The sequence below is a fragment of the Aminobacter sp. P4_D5 genome (assembly GCF_056401815.1).
In genome coordinates this window covers 1-18,493 of record NZ_JBFUIP010000111.1, presented here as the reverse complement: position 1 = coordinate 18,493, position 18,493 = coordinate 1, and the positions used below count along the sequence as shown (strand labels likewise).

24 protein-coding genes are annotated in these 18,493 nt (G+C 61.8%); 9 read left to right on the top strand and 15 right to left on the bottom strand.

Annotated features, from left to right (window positions below; translation table 11 throughout):
* A partial coding sequence (locus AC1DWF_RS21185; RefSeq protein ID WP_476842026.1) for a substrate-binding domain-containing protein occupies window positions 1-524 on the top strand: 524 nt, incomplete at its 5' end.
* Between the two features lie 285 nt (window positions 525-809).
* On the opposite strand, the gene AC1DWF_RS21180 is transcribed toward AC1DWF_RS21185, so the two are convergent.
* The 5 genes from AC1DWF_RS21180 to AC1DWF_RS21160 are packed head-to-tail and all read right to left on the bottom strand — an operon-like array spanning window position 810 to window position 4,626.
* Window positions 810-1,607 carry a transporter substrate-binding domain-containing protein gene (locus AC1DWF_RS21180; RefSeq protein WP_476784647.1) on the bottom strand — a complete coding sequence of 266 codons (798 nt, stop codon included), beginning with the start codon at window positions 1,605-1,607 and terminating at the stop codon, window positions 810-812.
* A 19-nt stretch (window positions 1,608-1,626) separates the two neighbouring features.
* Window positions 1,627-2,550, bottom strand: coding sequence for an isoaspartyl peptidase/L-asparaginase (locus tag AC1DWF_RS21175; protein WP_476788525.1), 924 nt, complete (start codon window positions 2,548-2,550; stop codon window positions 1,627-1,629).
* A gap of 2 nt (window positions 2,551-2,552) precedes the next feature.
* Window positions 2,553-3,284 (bottom strand): amino acid ABC transporter ATP-binding protein, encoded by a 732-nt coding sequence (locus AC1DWF_RS21170; RefSeq protein ID WP_476782846.1) that lies wholly within the window; start codon window positions 3,282-3,284, stop codon window positions 2,553-2,555.
* Window positions 3,284-3,955: an amino acid ABC transporter permease gene (locus AC1DWF_RS21165; RefSeq protein WP_476842025.1), complete on the bottom strand. Its 672-nt coding sequence runs from the start codon at window positions 3,953-3,955 to the stop codon at window positions 3,284-3,286. Before AC1DWF_RS21165 ends, AC1DWF_RS21170 begins: the two co-directional genes overlap by 1 nt.
* Window positions 3,955-4,626, bottom strand: coding sequence for an amino acid ABC transporter permease (locus AC1DWF_RS21160; RefSeq protein ID WP_476782844.1), 672 nt, complete (start codon window positions 4,624-4,626; stop codon window positions 3,955-3,957). The genes AC1DWF_RS21165 and AC1DWF_RS21160 overlap by 1 nt, the downstream gene beginning before the upstream one ends.
* Window positions 4,627-4,966: 340 nt before the next feature.
* Between AC1DWF_RS21160 and AC1DWF_RS21155 the strand changes: the two genes are divergently transcribed.
* A complete protein-coding gene (locus tag AC1DWF_RS21155; protein WP_476782843.1) occupies window positions 4,967-5,554 on the top strand; it encodes a transglutaminase-like cysteine peptidase in 588 nt (195 codons plus the stop codon).
* 8 nt (window positions 5,555-5,562) lie between these two features.
* Here the strand turns inward: AC1DWF_RS21155 and AC1DWF_RS21150 are convergent, their stop codons facing one another.
* From AC1DWF_RS21150 to nth, 3 genes are all read right to left on the bottom strand, one after another.
* A complete protein-coding gene (locus AC1DWF_RS21150) occupies window positions 5,563-6,096 on the bottom strand; it encodes a GNAT family N-acetyltransferase (RefSeq protein ID WP_476782842.1) in 534 nt (177 codons plus the stop codon).
* A 92-nt stretch (window positions 6,097-6,188) separates the two neighbouring features.
* Complete coding sequence (locus AC1DWF_RS21145; RefSeq protein WP_476782841.1) at window positions 6,189-6,416, bottom strand: YdeI/OmpD-associated family protein; 228 nt, start codon at window positions 6,414-6,416, stop codon at window positions 6,189-6,191.
* Between the two features lie 74 nt (window positions 6,417-6,490).
* Entirely contained in the window at window positions 6,491-7,297 is an 807-nt protein-coding gene (nth, locus tag AC1DWF_RS21140) for an endonuclease III (RefSeq protein WP_476782840.1), read from the bottom strand.
* Window positions 7,298-7,319: 22 nt separating this feature from the next.
* Here nth and AC1DWF_RS21135 point away from each other — a divergent pair, with 22 nt between their 5' ends.
* The 4 genes from AC1DWF_RS21135 to AC1DWF_RS21120 all read left to right on the top strand — a co-directional run bounded on the left by AC1DWF_RS21135 (window position 7,320) and on the right by AC1DWF_RS21120 (window position 10,431).
* Window positions 7,320-7,814 (top strand): DUF2244 domain-containing protein, encoded by a 495-nt coding sequence (locus AC1DWF_RS21135; protein ID WP_476782839.1) that lies wholly within the window; start codon window positions 7,320-7,322, stop codon window positions 7,812-7,814.
* A gap of 62 nt (window positions 7,815-7,876) precedes the next feature.
* Window positions 7,877-8,770: a methylated-DNA--[protein]-cysteine S-methyltransferase gene (locus AC1DWF_RS21130; protein ID WP_476782838.1), complete on the top strand. Its 894-nt coding sequence runs from the start codon at window positions 7,877-7,879 to the stop codon at window positions 8,768-8,770.
* A 78-nt stretch (window positions 8,771-8,848) separates the two neighbouring features.
* On the top strand, window positions 8,849-9,748 hold the full coding sequence (locus AC1DWF_RS21125) for a ribokinase (protein ID WP_476782837.1): 900 nt from the start codon (window positions 8,849-8,851) through the stop codon (window positions 9,746-9,748).
* A 68-nt stretch (window positions 9,749-9,816) separates the two neighbouring features.
* Window positions 9,817-10,431 carry a LysE family translocator gene (locus AC1DWF_RS21120; RefSeq protein WP_476788526.1) on the top strand — a complete coding sequence of 205 codons (615 nt, stop codon included), beginning with the start codon at window positions 9,817-9,819 and terminating at the stop codon, window positions 10,429-10,431.
* A gap of 68 nt (window positions 10,432-10,499) precedes the next feature.
* Here AC1DWF_RS21120 and AC1DWF_RS21115 read toward each other — a convergent pair whose 3' ends face one another.
* Window positions 10,500-11,441 (bottom strand): nucleoside hydrolase, encoded by a 942-nt coding sequence (locus AC1DWF_RS21115; protein ID WP_476782835.1) that lies wholly within the window; start codon window positions 11,439-11,441, stop codon window positions 10,500-10,502.
* A 130-nt stretch (window positions 11,442-11,571) separates the two neighbouring features.
* Here AC1DWF_RS21115 and AC1DWF_RS21110 point away from each other — a divergent pair, with 130 nt between their 5' ends.
* Window positions 11,572-11,997 (top strand): Hsp20 family protein, encoded by a 426-nt coding sequence (locus AC1DWF_RS21110; RefSeq protein ID WP_476782834.1) that lies wholly within the window; start codon window positions 11,572-11,574, stop codon window positions 11,995-11,997.
* 62 nt (window positions 11,998-12,059) lie between these two features.
* Window positions 12,060-12,317, top strand: a complete 258-nt coding sequence (locus tag AC1DWF_RS21105) for a BQ00720 family protein (RefSeq protein ID WP_476782833.1) — start codon at window positions 12,060-12,062, stop codon at window positions 12,315-12,317.
* 114 nt (window positions 12,318-12,431) lie between these two features.
* Here AC1DWF_RS21105 and ptsN read toward each other — a convergent pair whose 3' ends face one another.
* The 6 genes from ptsN to lptC all read right to left on the bottom strand — a co-directional run bounded on the left by ptsN (window position 12,432) and on the right by lptC (window position 17,615).
* Entirely contained in the window at window positions 12,432-12,896 is a 465-nt protein-coding gene (gene ptsN / locus AC1DWF_RS21100) for a PTS IIA-like nitrogen regulatory protein PtsN (protein ID WP_476842024.1), read from the bottom strand.
* 65 nt (window positions 12,897-12,961) lie between these two features.
* The gene (gene hpf, locus AC1DWF_RS21095; RefSeq protein WP_476782831.1) at window positions 12,962-13,546 is read right to left on the bottom strand and encodes a ribosome hibernation-promoting factor, HPF/YfiA family; all 585 of its coding nucleotides are present in this window, start codon (window positions 13,544-13,546) and stop codon (window positions 12,962-12,964) included.
* 280 nt (window positions 13,547-13,826) lie between these two features.
* On the bottom strand, window positions 13,827-15,359 hold the full coding sequence (gene rpoN / locus AC1DWF_RS21090) for an RNA polymerase factor sigma-54 (RefSeq protein ID WP_476788528.1): 1,533 nt from the start codon (window positions 15,357-15,359) through the stop codon (window positions 13,827-13,829).
* A 165-nt stretch (window positions 15,360-15,524) separates the two neighbouring features.
* Window positions 15,525-16,346, bottom strand: coding sequence for an LPS export ABC transporter ATP-binding protein (lptB, locus tag AC1DWF_RS21085; protein WP_476842023.1), 822 nt, complete (start codon window positions 16,344-16,346; stop codon window positions 15,525-15,527).
* Window positions 16,346-16,927 carry an LptA/OstA family protein gene (locus tag AC1DWF_RS21080; RefSeq protein ID WP_476788529.1) on the bottom strand — a complete coding sequence of 194 codons (582 nt, stop codon included), beginning with the start codon at window positions 16,925-16,927 and terminating at the stop codon, window positions 16,346-16,348. The genes lptB and AC1DWF_RS21080 overlap by 1 nt, the downstream gene beginning before the upstream one ends.
* A complete protein-coding gene (lptC, locus tag AC1DWF_RS21075) occupies window positions 16,896-17,615 on the bottom strand; it encodes an LPS export ABC transporter periplasmic protein LptC (RefSeq protein WP_476782827.1) in 720 nt (239 codons plus the stop codon). Before lptC ends, AC1DWF_RS21080 begins: the two co-directional genes overlap by 32 nt.
* Window positions 17,616-17,881: 266 nt before the next feature.
* On the opposite strand from lptC, the gene AC1DWF_RS21070 reads away from it, so the two are divergent.
* Window positions 17,882-18,493: S49 family peptidase (locus AC1DWF_RS21070; RefSeq protein ID WP_476842022.1), on the top strand; the 612-nt coding region annotated here is incomplete at its 3' end.

The window sequence follows — 18,493 nt, the reverse complement described above, 5'->3', positions numbered from 1 at the left end:
CGTCTCCCTCGGTGGTGCCCAACGAGGCGATCGGCATCGCCGAGGCTGTCGCCGACGCGGCTGGCAAGGGCATTGCGACAGCGGCGCTCGTGACCGGGCGTGTATCCTCTCCGGTCGAGCGGTCGCGCATCGCCAACTACAAGGCCGAGATGGAGCGGCGCGGCATCAGCCTGGTCGCGGAGCTGCGCGGCGATTACTCCTACCAGAGCGGGCGCAGCGTTGCGCAGTCGCCGGAATGGCCGAGGACTGACGCGGTGTTCTGCACGTCCGATGCCATGGCGATGGGTATCATGGATGTTCACCGCGATGCCTTTCCCGGCAACAGGCCAGAGCGCTTCCGGCTCTACGGCTTCGACAATCTGTCCCTGACGGATTTCGAGGCCTATCCGATCTCGTCGATCGGCTACGACAAGAAGACCTATGTCGGCGAGATCCTGCGTTTCCTCGCGACACCCGAACAGTTCGGCGATGGACATGCAGAGGTGACAGTGCCGACCTTCTTCGTGCCGCGCGCGACGTCGTGAATGCTCTGTAAGTGCGTCCTTCGAGGCTCGCCCGCTGAACTAGGCGATTTGGCCCGAACGGCCTGCGGGCTCGCACCTCAGGATGAGGACCGTTGATGCCACCCATATCTGTCGGTGAGGCCCTGTCGGGTGAAGCGAGAGCTTGGATCTGGTCTTTAGAAACAGCCTTTCAGGATAAAGCCGAACTGGCCCAACGGTCCTCATCCTGAGGTGCGAGCGTAGCGAGCCTCGAAGGACGCACCACCTACCCCTCCCCTGTAAGGAGAGGGGCTTGGCGGCAGCAACTTACCAAAGCGGGGTCAGTGCCGGCGGGTTGGCGGTCTCGCCCCACCACTTCTTGTAGTTGGCCTGGTAAGCGCCGCTCTGGATGTAATCCGACACGAACATGTCGATCCAGCGCACGAAACCCTCGTCGCCCTTGGCGACAGCAATGCCGATCGGATCGTTGGAGTGCAGGCCCGGCAGGGTCACCAAATTCTCGTTCTTGGTGGCGAGGTAGTCGAGCAGGGAGGAGTCCTCGATGGCTGCGTCGACACGCTTCTGCTGCAGCAGCAGAACGCCTTCCGGCGAGAAATTGTCGGTGTAGACGAGCTCGGCCTGAGGTGCCGCATTCTTGATGAAGGTCTCGCCCGTCGAGCCACGGCCGACGACGATCTTCTTGCCGGCGAGGTCTTCAAGCTTGGCGATGCCGGAGTCCTTCTGGACGATGATGCGCAAGCCGGCGCGGTTGTAGGGGATCGAGAAGTCGACTGACTTGGCGCGCTCGAGCGTCGCCGAGGTGTTGGCGACCGCGATGTCGATCTGGCCGGAAACCAGCATCGAGATGCGAGCGTCGCCAGACACGTCGACGAACTCGACCGGCACGCCGAGCTTTTCGGCCAGCATGGTGGCGACATCGACGTCATAGCCGACCGGGTTGTTCTGGGCATCGCGGAAGCCGATCGGCTCGCCGCCGAGCGACACGCCGATGCGCACGGTGCCGCGCTCGCGGATCTCGTCGATCTTGCCGGCCTGGGCAGCGCCGGTTGCGGCAAGGCCCACGGCCAGGGCCATCCCGGCAAGTTTCGTCATCAGGTTCTTCATTTTTCCCTCCCTCGGGTTTCTAGGATGTGAACGGTTCGGCGAAGCGGTGTTCCGGCTCTGGCATGTCGGTGTCCCAGAACCAGTATTTGATCTGCTCTTCGCAATTCAGGCTGACGACCTTGTGGTTGCCCTTGGCGTCAAGCGCATGAATGACAACGCCGGCAAGGAAGCCGCTTTTCAGCTCGCGCAGTTCCTCGATGGCAAGCGCGGTGGCCGCTTCGAGCGAGTAGCCCAGCCGCATCGCAAGCACGATTGTGCGCGCGGTACCGCAGCGCATGGTCATCTCGCCGGTGTGGGTGCAGGCAGCAGCACCAAAGCGGCTGTCGGCATAAAAGCCTGCGCCGGGGATGGGCGAGTCGCCGAGACGGCCGGGGTATTTCCAGGCCCAGCCCGACGTCGAGGTCACGACATTGAGCCCGCCAAAACTGTCCTGCGACAGGAACACGGTGGTATCGCGCACCCGCTCCGGGTCGGTGATGGTGCGGCTGAGCGGTGCCAGCGCAATGTCGGGGAATTTTGCCAGTTCTTCCGGCGAAAGCTCCTTTTCCAGCCGCTGCCACCATACACGCTTGCTGTCTTCGTAGAGCGTTTCGTCGACGCCAAAGCCGATCTCCGTGGCAAAGCGTCGGGCGCCGTCGCCGGTCAGCATGACATGCGGCAGGCGCTTCATCACTTCATGTGCGAGAGCCGCCACGGGGATGGTGTCGGGCACGGCACCAACCGAACCGACTTCACGCGTCGTGCCGTCCATGACGCCGGCATCGAACTCCATGCGTCCGAGCATGTTCGGCCAGCCACCGAAGCCGACGCTGCGGACCTTCACTTCACGCTCGACCTCACCGATGCCGGCGACCATGGCATCGATGCCGTGGCTGCCGCCCTTCAGGAGTTCGACGCTTTTGGAGAAGCCGGGCCAGGCCTCGGAATTGGCAAGCAGGATCATTTTCAGTCTTTACGCATCTTGGAGAGGAATTGAGCCACGCGCGGCAGGGCCATGCCCTTGGCCGAGAAGAACTCTTCGGTCGGCAGGTCGGCGATGAGCAGACCCTTGTCGAGGAAGGCGATGCGCGAGGAAATGGACCGCGCGAACTCGATCTCGTGGGTGACGAACACCATGGTGGTGCCGGTCTTGGCGAGTGCGGCCAGGATCGACAGCACTTCTGATGTCATCTCAGGGTCGAGCGCGCTCGTCACCTCGTCGAGCAGGAGGTAACTCGGCTTCATCGCAAGCGCCCGGCAGATGCCGACACGCTGGCGCTGGCCGCCGGAGAGCTGCGAAGGATAGGCGTCGGCACGATCGCTCAGCCCGACCGACTGCAACAGTTCGCGCGCCTCGGCCTCGGCCTGCTTGCGCGGCACCTTCAGCACCTCAACCGGAGCAAGGGAGATGTTCTGTACGGCGGTCATGTGCGGATAGAGGTTGAACAGCTGGAAGACAGTACCAGAGCGCTTGCGTGCCTCGCTCAGCTCGCGCGGCTTGGAAACATCGAAACCGTCGACCGTGATCTTGCCGGCGTCGATCTTCTCCAAACCGTTGATGCAGCGGATGAGGGTCGACTTGCCCGAGCCGCTGGAGCCCAGCACCGAAACGACCTCGCCCTGGCGGATTTCGAGATCGATGCCGTTGAGCACGGTGGCCGCACCGAAGGATTTGCGCACTCCCGATACGCTGATCATTACAGGCCTCTCCATGCCGTATGCGCCCTGAGCCGCTTTTCGAAACGGCTTCCGGCGTAGGCGACCAGCTTTGCGGTCAGGTAGTAGAGCGCGCCGACAGCAGTCCAGACGAGGAACGGCTTGAGCGTGCGCAGGTTCAGGATATTGCCGACCTTGGTCAGGTCCATGACGCCGATCACCGAGATTAGCGAGGTGACCTGCAACTGATTGACAAGGAGACCGGTGAGCGGGCCGATGGCAAAGGCGGCCGCCTGCGGCGCTATCACCCGGCGCAAGGTCTGCCAGCGCGTCAGGCCAAAGACACGCGCGGCCTCGATCTGGTCGCGGCCGACGGATTCGATCGCCGACACCGCGATCACGTAGATGAAGGCGGCACTGTTGCCCGACAGCGTGATGACAGCCGCTTCGGTCGGCGTGACGTTGATCTTGAAGAAGGCAGGCAGGCCGAAGAACACCAAAAACAGCTGGACCAACACCGGCGAATTCTTGAGCAGTTCGGCGACGAAGGTGACGATCTGCATCAGCACCGGCACGCGATAGAAGCGGATCAYCGCCCAGAGCGAACCGACGACGAGCCCGATCAGGGTCGTCGAGACGAACAGCGCCAGCGATACGCCCAGCCCCTGCAAAAGCAGGACGATGTCGAACGGCGTGAAATCCCCGTAGCGCATCAGACCGCTCCCTCAGACTGGTGACGGTTGAGGTAGCGGTGCAGAACGCCGCTGAGGATCGAAACGGAATAGGTCAGCGCCGCATAGGCAACGAGCAGGACGAAATAGACCTCGAACGGCCTGAAGGTGTTGGAGGCGACGATCTTGGCCGAGCCGGTCAGCTCGTTAAGCGTGATGGTCGACAGGATCGACGACGTCAGGATCAGGTTGATGAAGACCGAACCCAACGGCCTGACCGAGGCGCGGAGCGCGATCGGCAAGACGATGCGGCGGAAGATGGTGCTTTTCTTGAGCCCACTGACCTGCGCCGCCTCAATGATACCAGGGTCGATGGCCAGGATGCCCGAGCGGATGACATCGGAGGTGAAGGCGCCGCCGGCGACCGACAGGGCAACCACGCCGGTGGTGAAGGCATCGATATAGATGCCGATCTCGGGCAGGCCGAAATAGAAGAAAAACAGCTGCACGATGAAGGGGATGTTGCGGAAAATATCGACATAGATGGCAGCCAGCCTGTTGAGCAGCGGCGAGGCCGAGGTCCGCATCGCGCCGACAGCCAGGCCGAGCACGAGAGAGCCGATGACGGCAAGCGTGCAGGCCTGCAGCGTCAGCCACGCCCCTTCCAGCAGGAAGGGGATATGCTTCGCAAGGATCGACAGGTCGAACTTCAAGCGGCACATTTCCCAAAAGTGAAACCGGTTTCACTCTGCAAAACGACCGAGGCTATGTCAACGGCAGCAACGCCTGTGTTTTCAGTTTTTCACACGCCATCCCACATGGAGTTCCAGCCTGAGTCAGCCGGTGCGCGCTCGCCCTTCGGGCGCCGCTCACAGCTTCCAAAACGACAACCGGCGCCTACGAGGGGCACTATCGCCGCCCTGCTTCAAGTCTTGTTTAAGCAAGTTACAATTTGTTAAGCATTCTGCCGCTTACCGGCGCGATCGTCACTTTAGCAACAGCTCATTTACCGATACCCATCATCCTTTAGGCTAAGCACCGGGGTACAAAACCGTGAAACGTTATGCCGCACTGATCGCGCTTTCGGCTTCGTTCGCCAGCCCGCTTGCCGCTCAGGCTGGCACGACGATGGAAACCAGGGGCAATGCCTTCGCACCGCCCGCTTTTGCCTCATTCTGCAGCCGCGAGCCCCGGCTATGCAGCACATCTGGCGGCAAAAAGGTCATCGCCTTGCAGTCCAGGCTCAACGCCGAGCTGCAGCAGGTCAACCGCTCGGTCAATTCCCGCATCAAGGAGCGCAGCGACCTTGTCGCTGTCGGCATGGACGATGACTGGCGCGTGCCAACCGCCTATGGCGATTGCGAAGACTTCGCCATCCTGAAGAAAAAGGAGCTGCTGGCACGCGGCTGGCCGGCATCGGCACTGCTGCTCACCGTGGCGCGCTATCGTGGTCAAGGTCATACGGTGTTGACCGTACGGACCAGCGAGGGCGACCTCATCCTCGATAACATGACCAGCTCAGTCCGCGACTGGTCGAGCACGCCCTACAGCTATTTTGCCCGCCAGGCGCAAGGCAACGGCCACCGCTGGGAACGCATCGGCAACGCCAGGCCGATCGTCTCGACGGCGCTCGGCAACTGACGCCAGACCTAACCTAGGCGTTCGAGCAAGATCGTCGGTTCGCCATGATAGGTGGTGCGGTCGATCTCGCGGTAGCCATTCTTTTCGGCGACGCGCAGCGAAGCACCGTTTGCCGGATCGATGATGCAGACGGTGCGGCCGCCAAAGCAGCTGTCGGCCCAGCGTACGAACGCCGCCACCGCCTCACTGGCAATGCCCTTGCCATGCATGTCGGCGACGAACCCCCATCCGGCCTCGGGAATGCCTTCGATCGAAGGTTCGATGTCGCGCTTGAGGTCATGGAAGCCGCCCTCGCCGATGAAGCGGCCTGTGGCCTTTTCCTCGACCGCCCAGAAGCCATAGCCGATCAGCGACCAGGAGCCGGCATGGCGCAGGAAACGCTGCCAGCTTTCCTCGCGCGTCCGTGGCTTGGCAATGAAACGCGTGACCACCGGATCGGCCCACATTTCGGCATAGGCGTCGAAATCGGCCAGCCGGTGCGGCCTGAGGATGGTGCGTTCGGTCTCGATGACGGGAATATCGGCAAGGTCAAAAGTGGTCATCAGTCAGGCTCCATCCATCGTTGCCGGGGATGTAGCACAGCCCGACAGCCAAGCAGCAGGCCAGATCGACATTTCAGCATCCGCCAACAGGATCAGGCGCGCCAGACCATCCGCATGTAGACACCGCCACGCTCAAGCTCGTCGAGCATCTGGTCGAGCCGCTTGCGGCGGGTCGCATCCAGCTTGGCGCGTTCGATCCAGCCGAGATAGTCGTTGCGCTGATAGTCCGGCCGCGCCTCATAAGCTGCAAGCACGCCGCGCGAGACAAGCTCGCTGCGGATCCAATCCGGCATTGAATTGATGTCACGGGTCAGGGCCACGGTTGAAATGTGCTCGGGAGCGGTTTGGTCGTCAATAGTGACAGCGGCAACCTGCTGACAGGCCTGCCGCGCGACTACTGGGCCGCCACTTCGGCTTCGGCGACCTCGACCGCATCGAGTTCGTCCAGCAGCACCAGCGGCGCGGGCTCGCTTGTCGACTTTTCCGGTGACTTGCAGATATCGGCGATGACGCATCGCCAGCAATCGGGCTTGCGTGCCTTGCAGACATAGCGGCCATGCAGGATCAGCCAGTGATGGGCATGCAGCATGAACTCGTCGGGGATGATCTTGACCAGGATCGCCTCGATCTGATCGGGCGTCTTGCCGGGCGCCAGCCCGATCCTGTTGCCGATGCGCAGGATATGGGTGTCGACCGCCATGGTATGGTGGCCGAAGGCCATGTTGAGCACGACATTGGCGGTCTTGCGGCCAACACCGGGCAGCTTGACGAGCATGTTCCGATCGTCGGGCACCTCACCGCCATGATCGCGGATCAGCGCCTCCGACAGGGCGATGACGTTCTTGGCCTTGTTGCGCCACAGGCCGATGGTACGGATGTGCTGGCCGACCGCCTCTTCGCCGAGCGCCAGCATCTTTTCAGGCGTATCGGCAATGGCGAAAAGCGCCCGCGTCGCCTTGTTGACGCCGGCGTCGGTCGCCTGCGCCGACAGCGCCACGGCGACCAAAAGCGTGAATGGATTGACGTGTTCGAGTTCGCCCTTCGGCGCGGGCCGCTGGACCTGGAAACGGCGGAAGATTTCACGGACTTCCGCAGCCGAGTAGAGCGACTTGGCACGCGTGGCGCGGGCGCGCGGCTTGGTGCCGGCGCGAACGGTGGCCTGCGACGCAGTTGGCGCATCTTTGGACTTGGGGTTTTTCATAGGCTCTCTATAATTAACCGACATGAGCGAGACAAACGCCACTTTTGCTGCCGACGAGCCCTTCTTCAAGGCGCTTTTGCTGCCGCACCGGTCGCTTGGCCGCACCGGTTTCATGATCCTGATGGGCGCCTTGATGTTCGGCTGGATCGTCACCGGCATCATCTTCCTGAGCTACGGCGCCTGGCCGATCTTCGGCTTCTTCGGCCTCGACGTCATCGGCCTCTACATCGCCTTCCGGCTCAACTATCGCGCGGCCCGTGCTTGCGAAGAAGTGACCGTCTCCCGCACCAGCCTCGACATCCTCAAGACCGCGCCTTCCGGCAAATCGGAGCAGTATCATTTCAACCCGTTCTGGGCGCGTTTTGCCGTCTCCCGTCACGACGAGATCGGCATCACCGACATGGCCGTGGTATCACGGGAAAAAAGCGTGCCGATCGGCAGCTTCCTCAATCCCGACGACCGCGAAAGCTTCGCCAAGGCTTTTTCGCGGGCACTTGCAACCGCAAGGAGCAGATGAGCAGGAATCGGGTGGGAAATACCCACCGACAGCGCGATATTGGCGTCCAAGGAGACATGACCATGAACGCCCAGACGCAAACGAAACCCATCGCCACCCTGCAGCAGGACATCACGCCCGTCGGTTCCGAATATGAAACTGTGCGCCGGGTGATCGAAAAGATCAGCCTCGACTATCGCGACCAGCCTTCGCTCGAAACCCTAGCCGACGAAGTCGGCGAAACGCCGACCGGCTTGCAGAAGCTGTTCAGCCGCTGGGCCGGCCTGTCGCCAAAGGCCTTCCTGCAGGCGGTGACACTCGATCACGCACGCAAACTGCTCGACGATGGCCTGCCGCTGCTCGAGGCCTCGTTCGAGGTCGGCATGTCGGGGCCGGGTCGCCTGCATGACTTGTTCGTTACCCATGAGGCAATGTCGCCAGGCGACTACAAGACCCGAGGTGCCGGCCTTACCATCCGCTACGGCTTCCACATCTCGCCCTTTGGCGTAGCACTTGTCATGGTCACCGACCGTGGGCTCGCCGGCCTGTCGTTCAACGATGCCGGCGAAGAACGCGCGGCCTTTGCCGACATGTCTGGCCGCTGGCCCAACGCCACCTATGTCGAAGACATGAGCGCGACAGCACCTTATGCCGCCCACATTTTCGATCCGACCCGCTGGCGGCAGGACCAACCGCTGCGCGTAGTGATGATCGGCACCGACTTCCAGGTCCGGGTCTGGGAGGCGCTGCTCAAGATCCCGATGGGCCGGGCATGCACCTATTCGTCGATCGCCTCGGAAATCGGTTCGCCCAAGGCGAGCCGCGCTGTGGGTGCCGCCGTCGGCGCCAACCCGCTATCTTTCGTCGTGCCCTGCCACCGTGCGCTTGGAAAGTCCGGCGCGCTGACCGGCTACCACTGGGGCCTGACGCGCAAGCGTGCGATCCTGGGTTGGGAGGCCGGACAGGTCGCGGGGTGATGTGTCAAATGACAACGCACCATCTGGCAAGTGGACGCGACACAGGTTAGTTTCCGGCCGATTTTTCAGGAGACTGCCGTGATCACCGTTGTCGGATCCATCAACCTCGACCTCATCACCACTGTTGGCCGTCTTCCGGGTCCCGGCGAGACCGTTCCGGGCAGCGACTTCAAATCCGCGCCTGGCGGCAAGGGCGCCAACCAGGCGCTTGCGGCGGCGCGCGCCGGTGTACCGGTGCGCATGGTGGGTGCGGTCGGCAAGGACGCGTTTGCCAGCGAAGCGACTGCTTATCTCAAGGATGGTGGGGTCGACCTTTCCGGCGTCGCCCATATCCAGGCGGCCACCGGCATCGCGCTGATCCTGGTCGGCGGCGACGGCGAGAACATGATCGCTGTGGTTCCGGGCGCCAATGGCTCGGTGGTGCCGGGCGACCTCGCCAAGGCGCAGTTCAAAAAGGGCGACATCGTCCTTCTCCAGCATGAGATACCGCTCGCGACCGTAGACGCGGCACTCGAGGCGGCACGCAAGGCGGGAGCGGTGACCATGCTCAACACCGCCCCCTTCCGCGCCGAAGCCGCAAGCTTCGTCGGCAAGGCCGACTATGTCGTTGCCAACGAAACCGAGTTCGACCTCTACGCCGAGGCCCTGAGCCTTCCTGCCGGCGAGCGGCCGGAGCGCATGAGCGAATTTGCCCGCCGTACCGGCGCTACCGTCATCGTCACGCTCGGCGGCGAAGGCGTTCTGGCGGCAAAGGGCGACGAACTCGTCCATGTCGACGCGCTCAAGATCATGCCGGTCGATACTGTGGGTGCAGGCGACACCTTCTGCGGCTATCTCGCCGCCAGCCTGTCGACTGGGCTCGACCTCAAGGACGCGCTTCGGCGCGCGGCTGTGGCCGGGTCGCTTGCTTGCTTGAAGCCGGGTGCCCAGCCAGCCATCCCGCTCGCCGCCGAGGTGGATGCCGCACTCAAGGGTTGAGCGCAGCACCTTCTGGAGACGCGTAAAATCTCAGTGCTTAGTGTCGAGCGACCGCCGGAGGAACGGACATGTCGCTCGAACTTTACGCTGCCTACGTCGTTGCCTGTATCGTCATCGTGCTGATACCGGGGCCGACCGTCACGTTGATCATCGCCTCCAGTATCAGGCACGGCACGCGCGCTGGACTGCTCAACGCCGCCGGCACGCAGATCGGCGTCGCCATGATGATCGCGATTGTCGGCATCGGCCTCAACCAGATGATCGAGGCCATGGGCCACTGGTTCGAATGGGTCAGGCTTTTGGGTGCGGCCTATCTTATCTGGCTCGGCATCCAGATGTTCCGCTCGGGCGGCGAACTTGCCGCCGACGGTTTGCCCAAGCGACCGCGCGGCGGCTTTTTCCTGCAAGGCTTCCTGGTTGCGATCAGCAATCCCAAGACGCTGATCTTTTTCGGCGCCTTCATTCCGCAATTCATCGACCCGACCGCAAACTACGCCCAGCAGATCGTCATCATGGGCATCACCGCGATGGTTTTCGCAGCACTGTCGGATTCCACTTACGCCGTGGCAGCCGGCCGCGCCGGCAAGTTTCTCTCGGCCAAGCGCCTCAAGCTGATGACGCGCATCAGCGGCACGTTCCTTGTCGGCGGCGGGGTGTGGCTGGCGTTTTCGCGCGCGCGATAGAACGTTTCGTCCACCTACAAAACAAAAGGGGCGGCCACGTGCCGCCCCTTTCTGTTCAACACTTGCTCTCAGAGCCGGCCGAGGCGCTCGACCAGCAGCTCAAAGAAGCCGTCATGGTCGATGTCCCGCATGACGGTGGCGTTCTTCTCGCGCTTGGTGACACCCCACCAGTCGACCACAGTCATGCCCATTGTCAGCTCCGACGCCGTCTCGACCGTCACGTTGCAGAAGCGGCCCTGGAACAGCTCGGGTTTGATAAGGTAAGCAATGACGCACGGATCATGCAGCGGACCGCCATCGGTGCCGTACTTGCCCTCGTCGTAGCGCTCGAAGAACTCCAGCATCTGGGCGGTGGCGAGGCCAACCTTGGTGCCGAGCTGGCGGAAAGCATCGATGCGCTTGGTCGTCGTCAGCGCCTTATGGGTGACGTCGAGCGGCATCATGACGATCGGCACGCCCGAGCGGAACACCACGTCGGCGGCATGCGGGTCGACATAGATGTTGAACTCGGCCGAGGGCGTGACATTGCCGCCTTCAAAGAAACCGCCGCCCATCAGCACGATTTCCTTGATACGCGGTGCAATTTTGGGCTCGCGGATCATGGCGAGTGCGATGTTGGTGAGCGGACCGAGCGGGCACAGCGTGACGGTGCCCGCTTCCTCGCGCATCAGCGTCTCAACGAGGTAGTCGACGGCGTGCTGCTCCTCGAGCTTCATCGTGGGCTCAGGCAGTTCGGGGCCATTGAGGCCGGTCTTGCCGTGGACTTCCTCGGCGGTGACGAGTTCGCGGATCAGCGGACGGATGGCGCCTGAGAAAACCTTGATATCGGGGCGGCCGGCCAGTTCGCAGATCTTGCGGGCATTCTTCTCTGTCAGCTTCAGCGGCACGTTGCCGGCGACGGCAGTGATTCCCAGGATATCCAGTTCGGGGCTTCCGAGCGCMAGCAATATGGCGACGGCATCGTCCTGACCGGGGTCGGTGTCGATGATAATCTTGCGCGGTATGGGCATTTTCTTTCCTTGTTGGGCAGTTTTTTTGCAGTCTTGAAGTTGCCGACGCGGCGGACCATATCAACAACAGTCGGGAAAATGCCACCTGGGTTTTTCCGCTTTATGTCGCTCTCGGAGGACAAGCTGTAACATGAGCCGTATGACGCCCTTTTCGAGCCCGCTTCTCTTGGGTTTCGACACGATGGAAAAGACGCTGGAGCGCCTTGCCAAGTCGGGCGACAGCTATCCGCCCTACAACATCGAACGCATCAGGGATGGTGACGAACGGAGCGAAAGGCTGCGGATTACGCTTGCCGTGGCCGGGTTCGCCGAAAGCGATCTCGACGTCACCGTCGAGGAGAACCAACTCATCGTGCGTGGCCGACAGAGCGAGGACAAGGAGCGCGAGTTCCTGCATCGCGGTATCGCATCACGACAGTTCCAACGCTGCTTCGTGCTGGCTGACGGAATGCGGGTGATCGCGGCCGATCTAAAGAACGGTCTGCTCTCGGTCGATCTCGACCGACCGGAAGCCGAACGGCTGGTACGGAAAATAAACATATCGGTAGCAGACTAAGAGCTACCGATGGCTCTCATGCGGGATGGCCGAATCGGCATCCTGGCTAGAAGGAGGCTGCAATGCCCAGTACTGACCAGAGACACACCATGACTACGGGCGAACTCGCCCATCTCGGCGAAGGTTCCGTCGCCTATCTCAGGAAGGTATCCAGCGACGACCTGCGCGGCCGTTTCCCAGGCCTCACAGAGATCGATCCCGGCCTTGAGCTGTGGGCGTTGTTTGCCGCCAATGGCGAGCCGATCCTATTGTCCGACGCTCGTGACCGTGCTCTTGCCGGTGCGATGGAAAACGATCTGACGACCGTCGCCATCCACTAACCCTTTGCGGTATCGGCTCCATTCGGGCCGATACGACAGGTGGCGAAACGGAAAAGGGCCGCGAAACGCGGCCCTTGCCAAGCTTTTCCAAAATCCCAAGCATCTACCCAAACGTCAAGCGGCGTGTGAAGCCGGCGTCTCCGACAGAAGCGCCAGGATGGCGGACGCGTCGCGCGTGCCGCGAATCTTGGCCACGGTATCGGCATCGCGTAGGACACGCGCGATGCGCGACAGCGCCTTGAGATGATCGGCCCCGGCCCCTTCAGGGGCCAGCAGCAGGAAGACGAGATCGACCGGCTGGTCGTCAAGTGCCTCGAAGTCGACGGGCGTTYCCAAGCGCGCAAAGACGCCTGTGATGCGCTTAACGCCTGCGAGCTTTCCATGCGGGATGGCAATGCCATTGCCGACACCGGTCGAGCCGAGACGCTCGCGCTGGAGTATGGTGTCGAACACCTCCCGCTCGGGGATGCCGGAAATCGACGCGGCCCTTTCGGCGAGAAGTTGCAGAAGCTGCTTCTTCGAATTCGCCTTCAAGGCCGGCATGATCGCCGGTACCTCGATTAGATCACTCAGATCCATGCTGAAATTCCCTTGCTGTGCTCACCGCCGCATTGCCCCAAAACCCCACATGCGGTCGGCGGCGACTATCCCTGGGCGACCTTAGCGGTCGAGGGATCTATCCAGCCGATGTTTCCATCCGGCCGGCGATAGACGATGTTGAGTTGCTCGTTGCCGGCATTGCGGAAGACGACAACTGGGCTGTCCTTGGTATCGAGCTCGATGACGGCGGACGCCACCGACATGGTCTTCAGCACCATCGTCGATTCAGCAACGATGGCGGGTGCGAAATCCTCAGGCACATCCTCATCATCGTCGACGAGCGGTGCGACCACGGAATAGGCGATATCGGTCAATTCACCGTTGCCGGCACCCAGATTGTGCGACTTGAGCCGGCGCTTGTAGCGCCGCAGGCGGGTTTCTAGCTTATCGGCTGCCGCTTCGAACGCGGCAGTCGGCTCCTGGGCCTCGCCGGTGGCTTGCAACGACATGCCCGAATCGAGCCGCACCACGCAATCGGCGGTGTAGCGCGAGCCAGCCTTCACGACGTTGACGTGTCCGGAGAAGCCGCGATCGAAGTATTTTCCGATCGCTTCGCCGATACGGCCTTCGATACGCGTACGAAACGCATCGCCGACATCCATGTGTTTTCCAGAAATACGCAGGCTCATCTGAAAACTGACCTTTTCTGTTCAGACTTCAAACCAGTCCGAGTTTATACCCGTGGCCGATGCAAACAAGCGTTGGCTCGCCTGTCTCACCGATTTTAAGTCCGAACCTGTCGGCTGATCTTGGGCCACCCACCGGCAGCCTATGGCTCGTATCACAAGCCATCTCGTGCCGCATCTTTCTTTGGCGGGCTTAGCCCTCTTCATGCGGGCGGGCTTCTAGCCACTTCATTAGGGATTGTCAATCAAGAGCCAGAAAGGCCACAATTCCGCGGGCTTCGGCCTAGCTGGCGCTGCCTGCGATCGCACGCTTTTCGCGCCGGCGCTGCACGGACGAGGCGATGTTCATGCCTTCGCGATATTTGGCGACGGTGCGCCTGGCGATGTCGACGCCACTTTTCTTCAGGATATCCACAATGGCATCGTCTGACAGCACCTCGGCGGCCTGTTCTTCCTCGATCATCTGCCGGATGCGGTCACGCACTGCTTCCGACGAATGCGCGTCGCCACCTTCGGCAGAGGCGATCGAAGCGGTGAAGAAGTAGCGCAGTTCAAACACGCCACGCGTCGTCAGCATGTATTTGTTGGCGGTGACGCGGCTCACTGTCGATTCATGCATGCCGATGGCATCGGCCACGGTGCGTAGGTTGAGCGGCCTGAGATGGCGCACGCCGTGAACCAGGAAAGCGTCCTGCTGGCGCACGATCTCCGAGGCGACCTTGAGGATCGTCTTGGCGCGCTGGTCGAGGCTTCGCGTCAGCCAGTTGGCGTTTTGCAGGCACTCGCTGAGGAAGTTCCGCTCCGAGGCATTCTTGGTCCGCCCGGTCACCTCGGCAAAATAGACCTGGTCGACCAGCACGCGCGGCAAGGTTTCGGGATTGAGCTCCACCGCCCAACTGCCGTCGGCGGCCTGGCGCACCTCGACATCGGGCACGATGGTATCGGCGGCGCCCCCGGCAAAGGCGCCGCCGGGCCTGGGATCTAGCGCGCGGATTTCTGCCAGCATGGCGAGCAGATCCTCCTCATCGACGCCGCAAAGACGCTTGAGGCTGACGAAATCGCGCTTGGCCAGAAGGTCGAGATTGTCGATGAGTGCCGCCATCGCCGGGTCGAGCCGGTTGCGGCGGGCAAGCTGGATGCGCAGGCACTCGGCAAGATCACGAGCGAAAAGCCCTGCCGGATCAAAGCCCTGGCAACCTGCAAGCACCCTGAGCACAAATGCCTCGTCGACACCGAAGCGCGTGGCGATCTCACCTGGATCGCCACGGAAATAACCGGCTTCGTCGAGCCAGTCGGTCAATTCCGAGGCAACGAGCCGCTCGGCCGGGTCGATGAAGGAGAAGGAAATCTGCTCGCCGACATGGTCGCGCAGCGTGATGGCGGCCGCTGCCATGTCCTCCATGTCGAAACCATCGGACGCACCACCCGAGCTTGAGCCCGGAGACGACGACTTCCATTGCATTGCAAGGTCTGGCCCCATGCGCTCGACAGCGCCGGGATCGTCTGGAAACAGGTTTTCGAGCGAGGTGTCGAGCTTGTCGGAGATTGCCTCCGAGCTCCATCCCGACTCGGCCTCGAACCAGTCCTCGCTGGCGCTATCGTTTGCCTCGCTGGGTGTTTCGATCTTCGGAAATGGGTCGGGAGCGTCTTCAGGCGCGTCCACCCGCTCCAGCAGGGGATTGCGCTCGATCTCGTCATCAATGAAGCGTTCGAGCTCGGTATGGGTGAACTGCAGCAGCCTGATCGACTGCATCAGTTGTGGCGTCATCACAAGGGACTGCGACTGCCGTAGCTGTAATTTCGCCGACAGCGCCATAGACTGTTGTGACCCGATCCCGATTCAAGGCGGCCGAAAGCCGGCGCGCCTGCCAGCTGCGATAAAACTGGCCCGGCTTTTGCATGTCAAGCAGATTGGGGTTTCGGCAGAGCTATTGCCAATGCATCAGCCGGCAGCATCGAGCGCCGGCTGCACATTCAGCGATTAGAGCGTGAAACCCTCGCCGAGATAAAGACGGCGGACATCCGGGTTGGCGACGACCTCGTCGGCGCGGCCGTGGGTCAAAACCTCGCCAGCATGGATGATKTAGGCGCGGTCGATCAGGCCAAGCGTCTCGCGGACGTTATGGTCGGTGATCAACACGCCAATGCCGCGCTTGGTCAAATGCCGGACAAGCTGCTGGATGTCGGCGACTGCGATCGGGTCGATACCGGCAAAAGGCTCGTCGAGCAGCATGTAGTTGGGCCGGCTGGCCAGTGCGCGCGCAATTTCAAGACGCCGCCGCTCGCCACCTGACAGCGCGATGGCCGGCGCCTTGCGCAGATGGCTGATGTGGAACTCCTCAAGCAACGCATCGAGCGACTTCTCGCGCTCCTTGCGGCTCTTTTCGACCACTTCGAGAATGGCGCGGATGTTGTTTTCGACCGAAAGGCCCCGGAAGATGGAGGCTTCCTGAGGCAGATAGCCGATGCCGAGACGCGCGCGGCGGTACATCGGCATCGCGGTCACGTCGAAGCCATCGATCTCGATGGTGCCCTGATCGACCGGCACAAGCCCTGTGACCATGTAGAAGCAGGTCGTCTTGCCGGCGCCGTTGGGACCAAGCAGGCCTACGGCCTCGCCGGCGCGCACGCCAAGCGTCACGCCGGAGACTACCTGCCTGCCCTTGTAGCTCTTGGTCAGGCCCTTGGCGATCAGCGTACCCTTGAACTTACCGTTCTTGGCACCGCCAGTTATCGCGGGCGCGGCAAGCTTTTGCGCCGAGCCGGGCTTCAGACGCGACAACAACCGGGATAGTTCAGTCATTATTTCTTCTGCGAACTCGGCGTAATCGACATTATGACGCGACCATTGCTGTTGGTGCCCTTGGTGCAGCCGTCGACCTGCGCCAGGCCGGTCTTCATCTGCACGGTAAGCTTGCAGCCAACCAGAACGTTGTCGCCTTCCGACAAAACGACTTCCTTGCCGGACATCACCAGCACCTCGGTCTTCATGTCGAATGTGCCGCGGTCACCAGTGGCAACCTGCTTGTCGGACTTCACATAGACCTTGTCATCGACTTCAAGCCGATCGATCTTGGCGGAGCCGGTGGCCGCCGAACCGCCGTCTTTGGCGTAATAGACTGTCATCTTGCCCGACTTCATCAGTGTCGGCCCTTGGGTGACATTGACGTTGCCGGTGAAGATCGCGAGGTTTTCCGATTCGCGAACCTCGAGCTTGTCGCTCTCGATCTGGATCGGCTGATCGCCGGAGAGCTTGAGGCCCGAAAGCCTGCTCTGGCTGTCCTGCGCCAGAGCGCCGGCGGTGCAAAGCACAACACCCGCGCATGTTAACGCGGCCAACGACCGCAAAGACCTAATTTGCCGCACTCCCGCCTCCGCTATCATTCTGCGCCGCCTTCAATCGCGCCGGATCGATGTCCACGCGTACCCTCTTCTCAAAGACGACAACCTTGCCGTTTTCGAGCATCGACATCGAATCGGACGTGATCTTCGAACCGTCAAGGCTTATTTCAACCGGTTCGGTGGTCTTCATCTCGCCGCTGCCCATATCGAGATACGCCGATTTGAGCTTGGCGACCATACCGTCACTGGTCTTTACTGTGACCTGATCCGTCAGATTGAGCGTATTGCCCGCGCGATCATAAATACCACGCGCCGCAATGACCTCGGCAACGCTCTCGGCGGTGATCGGCAGCTTGGCGTCAATGCCAAGCAATTCGACCACACCCTGGTTGGAGGGATCTTGCACGGCGCGGTCAGCCGTCATCGAATAGGGCAGATTGGTCCGGGTGAAGCCGCTGAGCTGAGGCTTGGCCATCACCAGCTTGCCTTCGGAGAAGGCAGCACCTTCAGCCTTGACCTTGAAGGAGGGCGGTGCGGCAAGATAAGAATAGCCGCCGAACAGCAAAGCAAGCGCCACAGCCGCCAGCGGCAAAACGCGTTTGAGAAAGCGGACGCGGCGCGAATGGCGCGACGCCAGGTCGAAAGCATCGCCGCGCGAAGTCGCAAGCGCAATTGCGGTATCCACCGCAACGCCGCCACCGCCGCCACTCGTATCGATCGGTCGCGCCAACGCAAATGTCCCTTTTTCGAACTATCTAGGCCGTGTTCAGGCCGGCACGGTGAAGCGGATGAAAGCCACGAAAATATGACCACAAGGTCAAAGAAATGCTGCCGAACGTACACGCCCCGCGCGTCCAGCTGCCGAAAAGCAAACCCCAATATGGCTATTTACATTACAAATCCAAGTTCCCGCAACGGTAGGTGCGTCAGGAAAGCGGTGGCTCTCGCCAAAGCGTTGCGATAAAAGCGCAAGCCTCACAGCATGCGAGGCACGCCATGTCCATGAAAGCCGACGATCTCATCGACCGACGCCGGTTGCGGCGCAAAGTGACTTTCTGGCGCGTTGTCGCCTTTGTCATTGCGGCACTGGCCATTGTCGGCCTGTCGACCTGGCTCGCCGGCGAGCGGATTCCCGGCGTCACCAGTGACCATATCGCCAAGATCAGGGTCGACGGCACGATCACCGAGGACGAGGAGCTGCTCAAGCGCATCGACGACGTCCGCAAGTCGGCCGCGGTCAAGGGCGTAATCCTGTCGATCGATTCGCCCGGCGGCACCACCGCCGGCGGCGAAGCCATCTTCGATGCGGTGCGCAAGCTTGCCGCCGAAAAGCCCGTCGTCACCCAGGTCGGCACGCTGGCCGCTTCGGCCGGCTACATGATCGCCACGGCCACCGACCATATCGTGGCGCGCAAGTCCTCCATCGTCGGCTCGATCGGCGTTCTTGTGCAATATCCTGACCTGACGGGCCTGATGGACAAGATTGGCGTCAAGCTCGAAKAGGTGAAGTCATCGCCGCTGAAGGCCGCGCCCTCGCCGTTCAAGCCAACGACTGAAGAAGAACGCGCGATGGTCCGCAACATGATCATGGACAGCTATGACTGGTTC